Source organism: Prevotella sp. DNF00663, from assembly GCF_001553265.1.
GTDB lineage: Bacteria > Bacteroidota > Bacteroidia > Bacteroidales > Bacteroidaceae > Prevotella.
The window spans coordinates 1-15863 of the sequence record NZ_KQ960639.1 but is presented as its reverse complement, the minus strand read 5'-3'; the positions used below and the strand labels follow the sequence as shown (position 1 = coordinate 15863).

The following is a 15863-nucleotide window of genomic DNA, read 5'->3' as shown; positions in this document are numbered from 1 at the left end:
AAAAAAACAAGAGAATCCGACGATAGACATGGCGAAGATACAAATTAAATCTGAGAGACTCACTCCTTTTGGGGGATTCTTTTCGGGTCATGGAGCAATTTGACTCTGCGTCCATGTCAATCTCGCGACTTCTAAGCCAATAACGTCCAAACACCCTATAGAACCATCAGCCCCATTACTTCATTATAGCCCCATTATGCTCATTGATGGAATACGAGGGTATCAAGAATTCAACTCAGGCCGTTGGCTTTCATTCGACGGTTTCGATGTAGATGTTACAATAGACTTGCTAAAACCGGCTATTATTCAGAAAGTAGATTTCAATGTTTGTGTTATAAAGAACGAATGGGCTTTTGATGCTAGAAGCTTCAAAGTTTTAATTTCAAATGACGGGACAACCTTTAGAGAGATAAGATCCACAGAATCCCCCCTTAAAAGAAGACTCACCCGACGGCATGCCTACACTTTCTTTAATTTTTCCTCCGACACAAGCACGCTATGTAAGAGTACAAATAGGCTCTGAAAAGCATCTACCAACGTGGCACATGGGAAAAGGCCTGCAAGGGTATCTATGTATTGATGAGATAGGTGTTTATTAGATATAGTGTTAATTCTGTTTTAGTATGCCAGCTATTGCAACTCATCAATTGCATCGCCGGCATCTTTTTCACCCCTCCAACAGTGTTTCAGCCATTTCTTCTGGGCTGACATAGGGCATGCCGAAGGCGAGTTCGTCGTCGGTAAAAGTATCAAGTATGTCGCGAGCTTCCTTCTCCGACACCTTTGGCTCGCCGTTTTTACCCGGCGTAGCAAGCATAGCCGCCAACACAGCAGCGCGATAATCATCGATTTGTTCTTGTTCCATTGCTGAATATCTTACGTATTAATATTGCGAATTTACACATTTAATTCGGATAAGCCATGAGCTGCTATTGGTTTTTGGAAATTCCCCTCGCACCTTTAGGGATTTCCTATAGCGTGTTTAGGAGAATTCTCCCAACGTTCTATCAACGTTTAGGCTATATTTGCAACAAATAAAATATTTACCGATAATTTGTCTATTCATCACTGCAGAGGCTTCGCAGCGTTGCTGCCTAATCCAATCAGTGAGGCTGCAAAGGCGAGGCAGCATTGTTGCCACGGCCTTTCAGCGAACCAACTGTGTATAGGGTATTTGTAGATAGTGTATCAATAGAGTGCTGTTCCAAGCCAAAAGATACAACGTAAGCAACCATGTGGTGGCGCGAAGGCCTATTTGTAAAGGTCCATGGGTGCTTTTGAAAAGACACGCAAAAGCCAATGGGATGATGAAAATCCAGTCGGCCGACATAATATATACTTCGTTAATGCCGAAGCCTAATACTAAGTGTAACACCACATCCACCATCATCCACGACATGACCATGAGCATGAAGCGGTCGTGGCGACCCATCCACAGGCCCACGATAAATAGCAAGACAATGACAGCCTCAACCACATAATTCACAATCGACCGATAACTCACGAACACAGGGCGAGTGAACGATACGTCTTCCAACAAATGGTCACGGTGCAACTGAATAGGTTCACCGAAGAAATTCTCCACCAATGTCTGCACACGCGAGGTGGTTACATCGGTCATACTCAACAGTGGTAGGTTGGCTATGGGGCTACCCGAATGTTCCGCCATCCATTTGTCGCGCTGTGCTGTACGCTTAGTCAGTTCGTCAGGATTCTTCTCACGCTGTTTTACTTCTATATGATGTATGGCTTGTTGCTGCGGAACTTCGTACGTATGGTATTGGAAAAGATAGATACTCACAAGTGCTACAAGTGGCAACACGCCTCCAAATACCACTATTCGCCAACGAAACACACGCTTGCCGTCAACAAACAAGGCTGCCAACAGAGTCTTTGCGCCATTGGTAAGCGTCACACCGGCCGTGAGAAAAAGTAATATCGTCCACTGCCACAAGGGCAATCGGCGATGCTCACGCATAGCTTTCCCAACAATATACAAGGTCATAGACAGCAAGAAAAGGGAGAGTACGAAGTGGTCAGGTACCAACAAGGCGACCATGATATGCCCGAAACTATAGAAGAGAAGCGTCAGCAACAGGGCGTCCCACAACCTTAGCCCCATAACATCTCGATGTAGTCGATAGATAAAGACGATGGAATAAACAGCACAAAATGTAGTCAATGCTCCTATAAGGTAGACCGCATAGTTACTACCCGTGTTGTACATCAGTTCCTGATTGAGCAAATAGAGCGGATAAAGAATGGACAAGAACAACGGATGACGACTGGTCTCGAAATGAATACGCAGGTTAGACAGGGTGATATACGACCAACAATCGTAGCCCGACATGCGGAAATGGCGTGAGAAGATAGTCCAAAACCCTAACCTACCACCCTTGAGGAACAGCGGCGAATACTGCTGAATCATCACAAAGAGCAAAGCCACCACTACCAAGAAAGTCACGAGGGCTATCCAACGTTCCTCGTTTTTCAGTCGGAAAATATTCATAAGAATGCCAAATATTCTATGATTAAGACCACATTATAGACGAAGCAATAAACCGTTATGAGTCCTAACAAGCCACGCAACGGCAACAGGAAACGGCGTGGAACGCCTTTGACAAGGCACGCTAATACGATGGGGAACACGAAAGCCCAATGTGGACTCATGATATAAACCTCATTTATACCGAATCCCAAAGCCATGTGTATCATCATATCAAGAGCAAAGAACGAGACTGCCAACCACATCAGGCGGTTGCGACGCCCTATCCAAAGTCCCAAGAGGAAACACACCACCAACACGCCTTCAATCACATAGTTCGTCCACCAACGATAATTGACGATGACAGGTCGCCCGGTCAACGTATCACCCAACAAATAGTCTTGGTGCAACAAGATAGACTCGCCGAAGAGATTTTCCACGGCTGTGGCTGTGCGTGAGGTCGTTATATCGGTCCACGACCAGAATTCGCCCTTCTTCACCGGCTTACCTTGGTGGGCATTCATCGGTTTCTTATCATTGGCATGCTTCTTCTCCCATGCACGAATCTTCATCACCGAGTCGGCAGCATGAGCCACCTTAGTAGAATCCCAAGCTGGCCAATCCTTGGTAAATTGAGCTACCAACTGCGCTCGTTCTTTATCTTTAGCTCGCTTTTGTGCCACCTTGCGTGCCTTCCAACGCGGATATTGATATTCGTGATACTCCATTCGGGCAAACACCCATATCAACAATGAGGGCACAAGAATGGCCAAAACAAGATTGAGCGGACGGAAGAATCGACGCCCATTCACAAACCAATTGGCCATAAACACTTTCAATCCGTTATTGAGCGAGATGCCTGCTGTAACGAGAAAGAAGAGGATTGTCTGCCACTTCGTGAAGGGTTTATGCTGCTTGAGTTTCTTTCCGCTGACGTAAAGTGTCAACAGAAGCATGAACATGGAGAGCGAAAAATGATCGGGCACACACACCGATACCAGCACATAAGCAAAACTGAACAGCATGAGCGACAGCAGTGTGGCATCGAATTGTGGCAACTCAATGACTTCGCGGAGTATACGATAGAGAAAGATAAAACTATAGAGGGCACCCAATAGCAGGATAACAGCCATGATAAAAGGGGCACAATTGATACCCGTAAGAGCCATCAATGCTTGGTTGAGTTGCGCAGGGAGGTACATGAAAAAGGCCAACAACGGGTGTCGATAGATGTTATACTCCGTGAACCAATGCGACAATACGGCATAGGTCAAGGGGTCGTAACCCGACACATGGAAGTTGGCTACAAAGAGTTTGTGATAATTTTCGGCCGGAAGAAGGAATCTATCGGCATACTTGATAATGACCAATGCATTGAGCAAGAGGGTCGTCAAGAATACGAAGAACGCCGGCCAACGCTCTTCATACTTGATTCTGAAGATGCCAAAGATACGTTTCATTTGCGCTTTAAGAAATATCTGACCAAGAGAAAGTTGACAGGTACGCACACGCAGAACATCGGAATAGGAGCCAACGTCTTCGGAACACCCACCCACAAGAAGAAGTTGAGCGTACCCATCTGAAGCAGATAGTTGACCACATGCGACAAGGCAAAGCCCGCACCACGCTTGGCGCTGGCTTTCACACGGAACGTAAAGTAAGTGCTGGCCAAATAGTTAAAGATGAAACTAATGGCATATCCTATCGTCATGGCGGGATTGTGTCCCATCTGCTTGAGCAATAACAGGTAGATACCATATTGCAACAACGTGGCCAACCCACCGACAATACCAAACCGTATGATTTCTCCGAACTGCTTATTCACCCTGTATGATCTCATCAATATCGTGCAAAGGTAATGGAAATTCGGCAAAGTGGTGATGAAAGCGTGGATTATTCTTTCACTACCTTCGGCCCACGCACCTTGTCACGAGTAGAAAGTCCACTCTTCACCTCAATATTAATACCATCGCTCAAACCTGTTGTGATGGCACGTTTGGTATAGGTTTTCTTATCACCTTTGCCCCCAATGATATAGACATAAGACTTGCTGCCTTGGAATTCGATGGCACTTTCGGGGATAGTAAGCACATGATTGGCAGCAGCCAGCACGATTTCGGCATTGGCACTGTAGCCACTACGGATATGAGTACCGCCTATCTCGGTAACAGCTGCTTTGATTTCAAACTGGTTAGCACCATTACTTTCTACCGCTTTAGGGGAGATATATTCGAGGTTAGCCTTCAAGCTGGAATTCCGTAGAGCGCCAATTGTGATCTTCATCGGCATGCCCGAAACCAGTTGACCGACCTCTGTCTCGTCAATATTACCGCGGAATATCAAATCGGACATATTAGCAACGGTGGCAATTGTGGTACCATCGTTGAACGTATTGCTAAGGATAACGGTGTTACCTACCTTGACAGGGACATCCAATATGAGCCCACTGATGGTGGAACGGATGAGAGTGCTACTCGTATTGGCATTGCTCTTAGATACACCATCGCGCACCACTTCGAGGTTATCGGCAGCAGCTTGCACCTCTTCTTTGGCTTGCTTCAAGGCTTGAGCTATCTTATCATACTCATCGGCTGCCACCAATCCTTTGTCAAAGAGTTGTTTTTCGCGGGCATAGTCTACCTGTGCTTGCTTCACATTGATTTGAGATAAGCGCACACGAGCTTGTGCATTGGCCAACTGCCCCATATCGGGAATCACCTTTACCTTGGCTATTATCTCACCAGCTTGCACTGTTTGACCGGCTTCTTTCAACAATTCGGTAATGATACCACTTATCTGTGGCTTCACGTTTACCTCATTGCGCGGCTCTATCTTACCCGTTACGACGGTGGTTTTCTTCAAGTTCATCACCTTAGGAGTGAACTCGCTATACACGTCGGCAGTAGGTTGCGACTTAATCCAAAGAAATACAAAGGTTCCAACAAAGAGACATAGAACCAATGCAGCGACCACAAATTTCCAATACTTTTTCATTTCTTCGCTTTAAATCTTCTGTTTCTTCCCCTCTAATCATAGAGAAACAAGGGGATAGAAGTAGTTGTTTATTATTTTATGTTCATTGTTTCAGCACTTCAATATCGTCTCTCTCCCCCTTTGGGAAGAGCCGAGGTGGGGGCTTTACTCATCTCTCATAGCATCTACCGGTTTGATACTCATAGCTCTTCCGGCAGGTGCCAAGCCTGCCAATACGCCTAAGATACTGATGAAAACCGTTGCTCCCAAAGCTGTCCAGAAGCCCACTTGGAAATGAGCTGAGACTACTCCACCGGTAGTATTACCCATTTCGAGCAACTGAAGGATGAGTACGGCAAAGAGAATGCCGCTCATCCCCGCCACAGCCGTAAGCAATACACTCTCTGAGATGATTTGTCCGAGGATGTTACAGGGGGTTGCTCCGATAGCACGACGAATGCCTATCTCGGTCGTTCGTTCCCTTACAGTCACCATCATGATATTAGATACCCCGATGGCTCCAGCCAATAAAGTTCCTATTCCCACCAACCAAATGAGGAAATTGACGCCTTGGAACAAGTTATCTACCATACCAAACATCACTTCGGTATTGAATATCGTAATAGCCTTCTCGTCAGTTGGATCCACGCGATGGGCTCTTGCAACCACTTCACGCATCCGATTGGTAATCTCACCCATCTTCACTCCGCGCTTTCCCGTAACGCAAATAAGATGTACTTGGTCTCCCGTGTTGTAGGCTTGGCGCATCATTGTAATAGGGATAATGACACTCTCTTGCGTGCTTCCATTGATACTTATGTTACCGGTACTATAATCTACACCCACAATATTATAATAGATGGAATCTATACGCACCAATTGTCCACAAGGATCTCCACCATTTGGGAAGAGCGTCTTATACACTTTCTTGCCTATTACACACACTTTACGCCCCTGCTGTATATCCATTTGATTTAGATAGCGGCCATAGTAAATCTGCGGTTCTTCCACTTTCACATAGTCAGCTTGCAATCCTTTCACCGTACACGAAGCTTTCTTATCGCCCACAACGGCAAATCTGCCCCATTGACTGAGCATCGGTGAGACTATATCTATCTCCGGAATCTGCGCTTTCAGACGCTCCACATCCTTGTAATCCATATACCATGAACGGCCTTTCCGATAACCGGCATACGCCTTCGTGGTATTCTGTGCAAAGATAATAGCGGAATTTGAGGCAAATCCGGAGAAGTTTTTAGACAGCATTTCCTTCATTCCGTTGCCACCACCGATAAGGGCTACCAGCATGAACACCCCCCAAAAGATACCGAATCCAGTCAAGAACGAACGGCTCTTATTGCGTGTGAGCGTATCGAGTATTTCTTTGTATGTATCTAAATCTATCCTCATAGCGTTATTCAGCCCTTAATGCTTCAATCGGTCTAATATGTGCTGCCTTACGAGCGGGAATCAATCCGGCCAACGTTCCGGCCAATACCATCACCAAAGTCGCTTCCACACACACGTCGAAACCAACTGTCGGATTAACAAACATCTGCAAAGTGAACAGCCCGGAATCTATCTTTTCGTGCCCGATAGTGGCATCCATAATTTGATTAGCCACCATTCCCATCATCATACCAATGTACCCGAAGAACGTAGTAATGATAACACTCTCGATAATAATGAGCTTTAAGATGGATGAAGGCTTCGCTCCGATGGCCTTACGGATACCAAACTCGCGTGTACGTTCTTTGACTGTAATGAGCATAATATTCGATACGCCCACGATACCACTTAATAGTGTGAAGATACCTATAACCCAAAGAGCGGTTCGGATAATGCCCATACCGGTGTTCATCTGCAATGCTTGGGTGAATCTATTCCATATCCAGACGGCCTCTTCATCGTCAGGAGCAGCCTGATGGTTTCTATTGAGACTGGCTCTATAGGATTCTTCAAAATCTTTATTGGCTTTCTCGGTCTCCAAACCTTGGAAAGCAAAGACGACATTCCCCACTTTATCACCTTTTTGATAAATCACACGTACGGTATTAAACGGGGCATAACAGTCGGCATTCATCTCACTTTGATCACTCTTATAGATACCTATCACGTGGTAAGCCAAACTATCTACCTTCACATACCGACCCACCAAACGGTCTATATGTCTCGGCATCAACTCCTTGGCCTGACTCTCACTGATAACCATTACCTTACGAGTGTCCTCATTATCAAGCTCATTGATGAAACGGCCGTAAAGCATTTCTTTCTTATCTATCTCTGCATAGTTGGCATGAACACCCTGCAACGTACTCGAAATATAGTTTTCTCCCAATGCCACATTAATGTTGCCGGCCGATATTTTAGCTCCCACATTCAACATATTCTTGCTATATCGCTTCTTTGTGGTGTTCATATCAGCATCATTCAAGGCTATTTGCCTACCTTCTTTTAATCCTTGATAGCCTTTGGAAGTCTGTCCGCCAAACACCACCATGGAGTTATCGAGAAATCTACCGGAGTTCTCTTCCGTGGCATGGATGAGTCCGTTGCCCGCTCCCAGCAGGAAGATGAGCATAAAGATACCCCATGCCACCGCAAAACCTGTGAGCGTTGTACGCAGCTTATTGCGCTTACTAGTAGACCATATTTCGGCAATTATATCTCTCATGATGCTCGCATTACTTCATATATCCATTGATTCCGAACGGACTAGCCTTGTGGTCGATGTTCTCTTCGATACTTCCTATGAGTCCGTCTTTGATATGAATAATCTTATCAGTCTCATTGGCTACACCGCTTTCGTGCGTCACTACGACTATCGTTTTATGTTCGTCGGCATGCAATTGCTTCAACAATTCCATCACCTCTACACTGGTTTTAGAATCCAAAGCACCCGTCGGTTCATCGGCCAATATCACTCTGGGTTGCGTGATAAGCGCCCGTGCAATAGCCACACGTTGCTTCTGACCGCCCGAAAGTTCATTGGGATAGTGCTCAGCCCACTGTGCCAATCCCAGTCTGTCGAGGTATTCCATGGCCATACGATGCCGTTGCTTGCGCCCAACACCTTGATAGAACAAAGGCAACTCCACATTCTCCACAGCTGTCTTGAACCCTATCAGGTTGAAACTTTGAAAGATAAAGCCGATAAAGCGATTACGATATTCGGCCGCACGCTTCTCTGATAGATTCTTGATAAGCGTTCCGGCCAATGTATATTCACCGGTATCATAGTTGTCAAGAATACCTAATATATTCAGAAGAGTGGATTTTCCAGAACCCGAAGCGCCCATAATAGAGACGAATTCTCCCTCTTCAATATCGAGACTGATACCTTTCAACACGTGAAGCGGTTGTGCCCCGAAGTAGGTTTTATTAATATCGTTGAGATGAATCATATAGCTTTTTGACGTCATAGTAGACTGGTAAGTTGCAGCGCAACTCAATTTTCGCACATTAACTCGGAATTTTATTGATTTGAAGGATTTGATTACAATAATCAAGCACAGCCGGACGATGCGTTATAAATATCACCGTCTTATGGTGAGATGATAATATATGCTGTAGCAACTCCCTCTCCGTATCAAGGTCAAGTGCTGAGGTAGCCTCATCAAACACGAGGATACTGCCCGGTCGCAAAAGACTTCGAGCTATCCCGATACGCTGTGCCTGTCCTTCACTCAGTCCCGCTCCCTGCTCTCCACAAACGGTATCAAGCCCGTCGGGCAGGTCGAATACAAAGTCGGCACAACTCTGTTGTAATACATCTTCCAATTCTTCGTCGGTGGCATCGACTTTACCCAACAGTAAGTTATCGCGAATAGTACCGCTCAACAGCGTATTGCCTTGCGGCACATAGACAAAATTACAACGATGTAGGGGCGATAGTCGCTCGCTACGGTCACCATGATAGATTTCTATTTGTCCTTCTTTGGGTGCCACTAAGGCCAACAACATCCGAATCAATGTGGTCTTTCCGGCGCCTGTCTCGCCTTTCACACCTGTGCATGTTCCGGGTTTGAAATCAAAGTCTAGATGCTCGATGACATTGTTTTTGGCATCGTCGTAACCGTAAGTGACGTTCCGTAGGCGAATACCACAGGGTGACGGCATCTCCACAGCATCTCCTTGTTCTTCCAAAGGGTTCTCTTCCAACTCCATCAAACGTTCTGCTGCCGTGAAGACAGAGACGAAAGAGGGTACTAGATTCACGAGATTTCGCGCCGGTTTTTGGATTCTGTTGACCAGTTGGAGGAACGCTGTCATACCGCCAAATGACAGGGTATGCGCCGCCAAACGGACGGCTGCCCAGAAGAAAGCGAGCAGATAACCTACTGAAAAGCCGAAGTTCACCATCAGATAACTGAACACACTAAACCGTGTACGGTGCATCACACGGCGACGCAATTCACCTTGTTGCCCTTCCAATAGGTCTATCATGGTGTCGTCGCTCTCCAATGTTTTGATAAGCATGCGATGTTGTAAGGTCTCTTGCAACAAACTTTGTACCTTGCTATCGCTCTCTCTTACCTGTCGGGTGAGGTTGCGCATGCGTCCAATATAGAGTTTGCTTACCGACAAGAAAATGGGTAATATGGCTACAATAGCCACAGCCAGCCATTTATCCATAGAGAAAAGATAGCAGAAAGCACCCACAAACATGGCCACAACAGATAGTGTATTGGGTATCACCTCGGTCAGGAAGTTCACCACATTATTCACATCCATCTCCAAACGGTTCAATACATCGCCCGAATGGAACTGTTCGCGACCACCCCATACCGACCTCAGAATACGGCCGAGCATCCGTTGTTGCATCCTGTTCTGGGCTTTGATACCTAGTACATTGCGTATCCATACGGTAGCAACAGACATGGAAAAGTCGCAGAGTATCAGCCCTCCCATCAAGCCGATGGCTACGTACAGACTCCCCTCTACCACTCCCGAAGCCACATCAATGGCATGTTGTACAGCCCAAACCTGCAACAAGCTGATGCCCACAGACAGCAAACCCACGATGGCATTCAGCACCGCTTGCGTGTGATTGCCGTGCCATGACCGCCATAACCATTTTAATATGGTACGGATGGGATATTTAGCCGGTGGGATATGCAGTAAGTTTCGTATGTTCATACTTTCTATTTATTATATAAAACAAGGTAGGGAAGAAAGGCAACTTAGGACTTTACGATTACCTTTTCTCCTTATGAGACGGTAGGCCTACCGTCTCTACAGTTGTAGCCCAATCTTTCATTCTGCACTCCCTCTCCTTAGGAGAGGGCTGGGGTGAGGTTCTTATTAACACTCCCTCCACCTTTGGGAAGGGTCAGGGGGGGCTTCTATCCCCTTTGATCAGCTCCCCACATCAACTTCTCACGCAGTGTGGCAGAGTAACGATGCTTGTTTCTCTGCACGATGCGAACGGTGTAAGGTGCTTTACGAATGATAAGGCGCGTACTTTCGAGCAATTTCTCCGAGCGACCATCAATAGCTACGAGATAATTATGCGACCTACTCTCCACCTCTATCGTTATCTCTCGGTCGTCACCAATGACAATAGGACGGATGTTTAGGCTGTGTGGAGCCACCGGTGTCATACAGATACTATTGGTATGGGGAGCAATAATGGGACCACCATTCGACAAATTGTAAGCCGTACTACCCGTAGGTGTAGACACCACAAGTCCATCTGCCTGATAAGTGACAAGGAATTCATCGTCTACACTGGTGTGAATAGAAATCATCGAAGCCGTATCTCGTTTCAGCACCGCAATGTCGTTGAGGGCGAAAGGACAGCCTTCCAATGGTTCACCATCGGTTATCAGCTGCAACACCGTATGTTCTTCCACCTTACAACGCCCCTCATATATCTCGTCGAAAGCCTCTTTTATCTCGCTCGGCAACACGTCGGCCAAGAATCCAAGACGCCCCATGTTAACTCCAACGATAGGGATTGCCTTGGCTCCCACCTTCTTAGCAGCCTTCAAGAAAGTCCCGTCTCCACCGATAGAGACCACATAGTCTACATCGAAATTGTAGTCATCGAAGATGCCAGACACCTGAATAGATAGCTTTCCTTGCAGTGTCAAGACATTATAAAAACTGCGCTCCATATAGACTTCAGCGCCGCGTGCATGCAACTCGCCAAGAATATTCTCCGCACAAGTGGCCTTGCTGGCTTGATAACTGTTTCCGAAAATGGCGAAACGAAGTTGCTGACCTGACATTATCATTATATTTTTGATTCTTTAATAGCCGTCAAACACCACTAAATCACAAACATTTAGTATATTTGCAAATACATTAACTATGCAAAAATAGTATTTTTTACGGACAAAGCATTATATAGTTTAAGAATTATGGCAAAAGTATATGAATTTCTAGCTGACGGTTTCGAAGAGATCGAAGCCTTGCTTCCGGTAGACATCTTGCGTCGCGGTGGAGTCGCTATCCAGACCGTAAGCGTAACCGGTTCAGAATTGGTGACTTCATCACACGGCGTCACTATCAAAGCCGATTTATTGTTCGAGAACGCCGATTTAAGCGATGCTGACATGCTATTGTTGCCGGGTGGACTACCCGGAGCAACCAATCTGAACGAGCACGAAGGCGTGCGCAAGGCCTTAACCGAACAGAATGCCAAAGGCAAACGTATCGGTGCCATCTGTGCCGCACCCATGGTTCTCGGCAGTCTAGGTCTGTTGCATGGTCGTAAAGCAACTTGCTCACCGGGCTTCGAGAAGTATATGGACGGTGCAGAATACACCGCTCAACTCTTCCAAGAGGATGGAAACATCATCACAGGCGAAGGTCCGGCTGCCACATTCCCCTATGCTTATCGCATCCTAAGCTACTTCATAGGCGACGAACGCGTGAAAAACTATGAGGTAAAGATGCAGTATGCACACCTGATGGAGAGGAAGTAAAGCCCCACCCCAACCCTCCCCAAAAGGGGAGGGAGGATTAATAAGGGCCTCTCCCTGCCCCTCTACCAAGGAGAGGGAGGACAGAATGAGGGTATTCAGTAGCTTCATTTGTTGTCCGTTGGGGCGAGTAGTATTTGTCCTTGGTGTTAAGAAATAAGGCAAACAGCGAGCCACAAAGTGGCTATACCAGCGTTAGCCGATGGTTGGAGCAAAGCGAAAACCGCCGGGAAAGAAAGAATCATAAAGGTTAGAGTGCCGATAGGTACTCCCCATTAGCAAAGGCAAGGGAACTCTCTAAGTTGACAATTAGAGATACAAGATTAAGATTGAGGTGGAATTACAACTGTAGAGACGGTAGATCTACCGTCTCATAAGGATGTAACAAACTTATCTTTGCCACAAACTGGCTATAAAAGAAGAATCGCGAACAGAATCCATAGATAACAAATAGTCCACACCCACCCTCAAGGATGGAAGATTGGAAAACGGAAATATGAACTATATCATCATTGTAGCAGGAGGAAAAGGCCTCCGAATGGGTGGAGAGATACCCAAACAGTTTCTACCCGTGGCAGGGAAACCGGTACTCATGCGCACTATTGAGCGATTCCATGAGTACGATTCAGACATGGGAATCATCCTCGTATTACCACACGACCAGCACGAATATTGGCAACAACTATGTCGGGAACACGACTTCCACATCGCACATACGATAGTGGATGGTGGCAGTACGCGTTTTGAGTCGTCTAAAAACGGACTCTCTGCTATCCCGACCGATGCAGAAGGACTCGCAGGCATACACGATGGTGTGCGTCCTTTCGTATCGTTGGAAACCATCGAACGATGCTACGAAGCTGCCGAGGAAGAATACGCTGCTATTCCGGTAATGCCTGTTATAGACACACTTCGCTATGTAGATAGCCACGAAGGAGGGCACAACGTGCAACGAAGTGATTATCGCATCGTCCAAACACCGCAGGTGTTCGACATCGCGTTGCTACGTCAAGCCTTCAACCAACCTTATCGAGACTCGTTCACAGACGATGCTTCGGTGATAGAAAGCCTTGGATGCAACGTGGCAATCGTCGAGGGAAACCGCGAGAACATCAAACTTACCACGCCTTATGACTTGATGGTTGCTGAGAGTTTAGTAAGAAATTGAATTCATAAAAAAATAACAACGCATTACATAAAGACTCCCCCTCTTCTAGGGAGAGGAACAAGGGAGAGGTCGCATTAGGTGCTATGTATTCCATTCTGTCACAAGATATCATGTATCTTCCAGGTGTTGGCCCCAAGAAGAAAGAGATGCTGAGCAAGGAACTCGGCATCACGACATGGTATGACCTATTGCAACACTACCCATATAAATATGTAGACCGTACACATATCTATCCTATCAACGAACTTAGCGGTACACTACCATTCGTCCAAATCAAAGGACGCATCCTTAGTTTTGACGAGTTCTCAATGGGAGGACGTAAGAAACGCGTGGTGGCCCACTTCTCCGACGGACGTGGTGTGGTTGATTTGGTATGGTTCAGAGGGGCACAATACATCTACAAGACGTATAAGATAGGTGTGGAGTACATCGTCTTCGGCAAGCCTACGGTGTATCAAGGACGCTACCAGTTCGCCCACCCGGAGATAGAACCGGCCGATAATCTGCAACTCGGACAGATGGGAATGCAACCGTATTACCACACTTCCGACAAGATGAAAGACCACGGGATGACATCGCGCAACATTGAAAAACTCACTCGTACGCTCATCGACAAGTTACCGGAAAGCAGTATTCCGGAGACCCTACCGCCTTTCATCACTGAATCACTCCATTTAATTCCGCGTGAAGAGGCTTTCCGCACCATCCATTATCCACAGAGTATAGAGCGCTTACAACGCGCTCAAGTGCGCTTGAAATTTGAAGAACTCTTCTTCGTCCAACTCAACATTCTGCGCTATGCCAGCGACCATCGCCGTAAATATCGCGGTAACATCTTTGCCCATGTGGGTAAAGAGTTCAACGATTTCTACCATCACAACTTGCCATTTCCGCTTACCGGAGCGCAAAAACGCGTGATGCACGAGATTAGAGACGACATGAAGAGCGGGCGACAAATGAATCGTTTGTTGCAAGGCGACGTGGGATCGGGCAAGACACTCGTCGCTCTGATGTCCATGCTCATTGCCATTGACAACGGCTATCAAGCTTGTATCATGGCACCAACGGAAATTTTAGCCGAGCAACACTTGGCTACCATCCGCGAATTTCTGCACGGAATGGATATTCGTTGCGAGTTGTTGACAGGCGTGGTAAAAGGGAAGAAACGTCGCGAAGTGCTGGAAGGACTGAAAAACGGCGAGGTAAAAATACTCGCCGGAACACATGCCATCATCGAAGATACGGTGCAGTTTGCCCGATTAGGACTTGCTGTGGTCGACGAGCAACATCGTTTTGGCGTAGAGCAACGTGCGCGTTTATGGTCGAAAGCGGAGAATCCGCCTCATATTCTCGTGATGACAGCCACACCGATACCGCGTACTTTGGCCATGACAATATACGGTGATTTGGACGTAAGTGTAATAGATGAGTTGCCACCGGGGCGTAAACCCATCATGACTGTCCATAAATACGACACGCAAACGACGAGTCTGTACAACGGAATACGACAACAGATACGACAAGGGCGACAGGCTTACATCGTATTTCCACTCATCAAAGAGAGCGAGAAAAGCGACCTAAAGAATCTGGAAGAGGGATATGAAACATTACGCGAGGTATTCCCGGAATTCAAACTGAGCAAGATTCATGGACAGATGAAGTCGAAAGAGAAGGAAGAAGAGATGGCTCGGTTTGTGAAAGGAGAGACACAGATACTCGTGGCAACCACTGTGATAGAGGTGGGTGTAAACGTTCCGAATGCCTCGGTAATGGTGATTCTCGACGCACAGCGCTTTGGTCTGTCGCAATTGCATCAATTGCGAGGACGCGTGGGACGCGGTGCTAAGCAGTCGTATTGCATTCTTGTGACCCACTACAAGCTGGCCGACGAGAGCCGAAAACGCATTGATATCATGTGTGGAACCAACGATGGTTTCGAAATAGCAGAGGCCGACCTGAAGCTACGTGGTCCCGGCGACTTGGAAGGAACACAACAGAGCGGTATAGCCTTCGACCTCAAGATTGCCGATATAGCTCGTGACGGGCAGATAGTACAACTCGCTCGCAATGAGGCACAGAAGATTATTGATGCCGACCCCGGCTGTCAGAGCCCTCAAAATGCCATCCTTTGGAATCGCCTAAAGGAGCTTCGACGCACTAATATCAATTGGGCAGCCATATCGTAGGGCCTCCATAGGGGCTTAAATAAGGGACTTCAGAATTAAAGTGGATTGGACGATAGAAAGTTCGCAAATCTTTCATTATCCTTAAACAACAAAGAGGGTGTGTCAAAATTGATATACTCTCT

Annotated in this window: 13 protein-coding genes; 3 read left to right on the top strand and 10 right to left on the bottom strand. The window is 46.6% G+C overall.

What is annotated here, in order from left to right:
- Window positions 1-667: 667 nt before the first annotated feature.
- The 10 genes from HMPREF3034_RS08285 to HMPREF3034_RS08240 form a co-directional block, all read right to left on the bottom strand.
- Window positions 668-865, bottom strand: coding sequence for a hypothetical protein (locus HMPREF3034_RS08285; RefSeq protein ID WP_036896627.1), 198 nt, complete (start codon window positions 863-865; stop codon window positions 668-670).
- 282 nt (window positions 866-1147) lie between these two features.
- Window positions 1148-2509, bottom strand: a complete 1362-nt coding sequence (locus tag HMPREF3034_RS08280; protein ID WP_036896628.1) for a DUF6080 domain-containing protein — start codon at window positions 2507-2509, stop codon at window positions 1148-1150.
- A complete protein-coding gene (locus tag HMPREF3034_RS08275) occupies window positions 2506-3945 on the bottom strand; it encodes a DUF6080 domain-containing protein (RefSeq protein WP_062434736.1) in 1440 nt (479 codons plus the stop codon). Before HMPREF3034_RS08275 ends, HMPREF3034_RS08280 begins: the two co-directional genes overlap by 4 nt.
- The gene (locus HMPREF3034_RS08270) at window positions 3942-4325 is read right to left on the bottom strand and encodes a GtrA family protein (protein WP_036896630.1); all 384 of its coding nucleotides are present in this window, start codon (window positions 4323-4325) and stop codon (window positions 3942-3944) included. Before HMPREF3034_RS08270 ends, HMPREF3034_RS08275 begins: the two co-directional genes overlap by 4 nt.
- A 53-nt stretch (window positions 4326-4378) precedes the next feature.
- Complete coding sequence (locus HMPREF3034_RS08265) at window positions 4379-5479, bottom strand: efflux RND transporter periplasmic adaptor subunit (RefSeq protein ID WP_036896631.1); 1101 nt, start codon at window positions 5477-5479, stop codon at window positions 4379-4381.
- 144 nt (window positions 5480-5623) lie between these two features.
- Complete coding sequence (locus HMPREF3034_RS08260) at window positions 5624-6868, bottom strand: ABC transporter permease (protein ID WP_036896632.1); 1245 nt, start codon at window positions 6866-6868, stop codon at window positions 5624-5626.
- Between the two features lie 4 nt (window positions 6869-6872).
- Window positions 6873-8132 (bottom strand): ABC transporter permease, encoded by a 1260-nt coding sequence (locus HMPREF3034_RS08255; RefSeq protein WP_062434733.1) that lies wholly within the window; start codon window positions 8130-8132, stop codon window positions 6873-6875.
- 10 nt (window positions 8133-8142) lie between these two features.
- Window positions 8143-8862 carry an ABC transporter ATP-binding protein gene (locus tag HMPREF3034_RS08250; RefSeq protein ID WP_062434739.1) on the bottom strand — a complete coding sequence of 240 codons (720 nt, stop codon included), beginning with the start codon at window positions 8860-8862 and terminating at the stop codon, window positions 8143-8145.
- Window positions 8863-8920: 58 nt separating this feature from the next.
- The gene (locus tag HMPREF3034_RS08245) at window positions 8921-10597 is read right to left on the bottom strand and encodes an ABC transporter ATP-binding protein (RefSeq protein WP_062434730.1); all 1677 of its coding nucleotides are present in this window, start codon (window positions 10595-10597) and stop codon (window positions 8921-8923) included.
- Between the two features lie 206 nt (window positions 10598-10803).
- Window positions 10804-11691, bottom strand: a complete 888-nt coding sequence (locus tag HMPREF3034_RS08240; protein ID WP_036896635.1) for an NAD kinase — start codon at window positions 11689-11691, stop codon at window positions 10804-10806.
- A 132-nt stretch (window positions 11692-11823) separates the two neighbouring features.
- Between HMPREF3034_RS08240 and HMPREF3034_RS08235 the strand changes: the two genes are divergently transcribed.
- The 3 genes from HMPREF3034_RS08235 (at window position 11824) to recG (ending at window position 15741) form a co-directional block, all read left to right on the top strand.
- Window positions 11824-12390, top strand: a complete 567-nt coding sequence (locus HMPREF3034_RS08235) for a DJ-1 family glyoxalase III (RefSeq protein WP_036896636.1) — start codon at window positions 11824-11826, stop codon at window positions 12388-12390.
- A gap of 493 nt (window positions 12391-12883) precedes the next feature.
- Window positions 12884-13555 (top strand): 2-C-methyl-D-erythritol 4-phosphate cytidylyltransferase, encoded by a 672-nt coding sequence (locus HMPREF3034_RS08230; protein ID WP_062434727.1) that lies wholly within the window; start codon window positions 12884-12886, stop codon window positions 13553-13555.
- Window positions 13556-13638: 83 nt separating this feature from the next.
- Window positions 13639-15741: an ATP-dependent DNA helicase RecG gene (recG, locus tag HMPREF3034_RS08225; RefSeq protein WP_062434724.1), complete on the top strand. Its 2103-nt coding sequence runs from the start codon at window positions 13639-13641 to the stop codon at window positions 15739-15741.
- Window positions 15742-15863 lie beyond the last annotated feature (122 nt).

Coding starts and splice junctions, on each gene's coding strand:
- HMPREF3034_RS08270 (WP_036896630.1), bottom strand. CDS start 4,325: ATGAGATCATACAGGGTGAATAAGCAGTTCGGAGAAATCATACGGTTT.
- HMPREF3034_RS08255 (WP_062434733.1), bottom strand. CDS start 8,132: ATGAGAGATATAATTGCCGAAATATGGTCTACTAGTAAGCGCAATAAG.
- HMPREF3034_RS08280 (WP_036896628.1), bottom strand. CDS start 2,509: ATGAATATTTTCCGACTGAAAAACGAGGAACGTTGGATAGCCCTCGTG.
- HMPREF3034_RS08260 (WP_036896632.1), bottom strand. CDS start 6,868: ATGAGGATAGATTTAGATACATACAAAGAAATACTCGATACGCTCACA.
- HMPREF3034_RS08285 (WP_036896627.1), bottom strand. CDS start 865: ATGGAACAAGAACAAATCGATGATTATCGCGCTGCTGTGTTGGCGGCT.
- HMPREF3034_RS08250 (WP_062434739.1), bottom strand. CDS start 8,862: ATGATTCATCTCAACGATATTAATAAAACCTACTTCGGGGCACAACCG.
- HMPREF3034_RS08245 (WP_062434730.1), bottom strand. CDS start 10,597: ATGAACATACGAAACTTACTGCATATCCCACCGGCTAAATATCCCATC.
- recG (WP_062434724.1), top strand. CDS start 13,639: ATGTATTCCATTCTGTCACAAGATATCATGTATCTTCCAGGTGTTGGC.
- HMPREF3034_RS08230 (WP_062434727.1), top strand. CDS start 12,884: ATGAACTATATCATCATTGTAGCAGGAGGAAAAGGCCTCCGAATGGGT.
- HMPREF3034_RS08235 (WP_036896636.1), top strand. CDS start 11,824: ATGGCAAAAGTATATGAATTTCTAGCTGACGGTTTCGAAGAGATCGAA.
- HMPREF3034_RS08275 (WP_062434736.1), bottom strand. CDS start 3,945: ATGAAACGTATCTTTGGCATCTTCAGAATCAAGTATGAAGAGCGTTGG.
- HMPREF3034_RS08265 (WP_036896631.1), bottom strand. CDS start 5,479: ATGAAAAAGTATTGGAAATTTGTGGTCGCTGCATTGGTTCTATGTCTC.
- HMPREF3034_RS08240 (WP_036896635.1), bottom strand. CDS start 11,691: ATGTCAGGTCAGCAACTTCGTTTCGCCATTTTCGGAAACAGTTATCAA.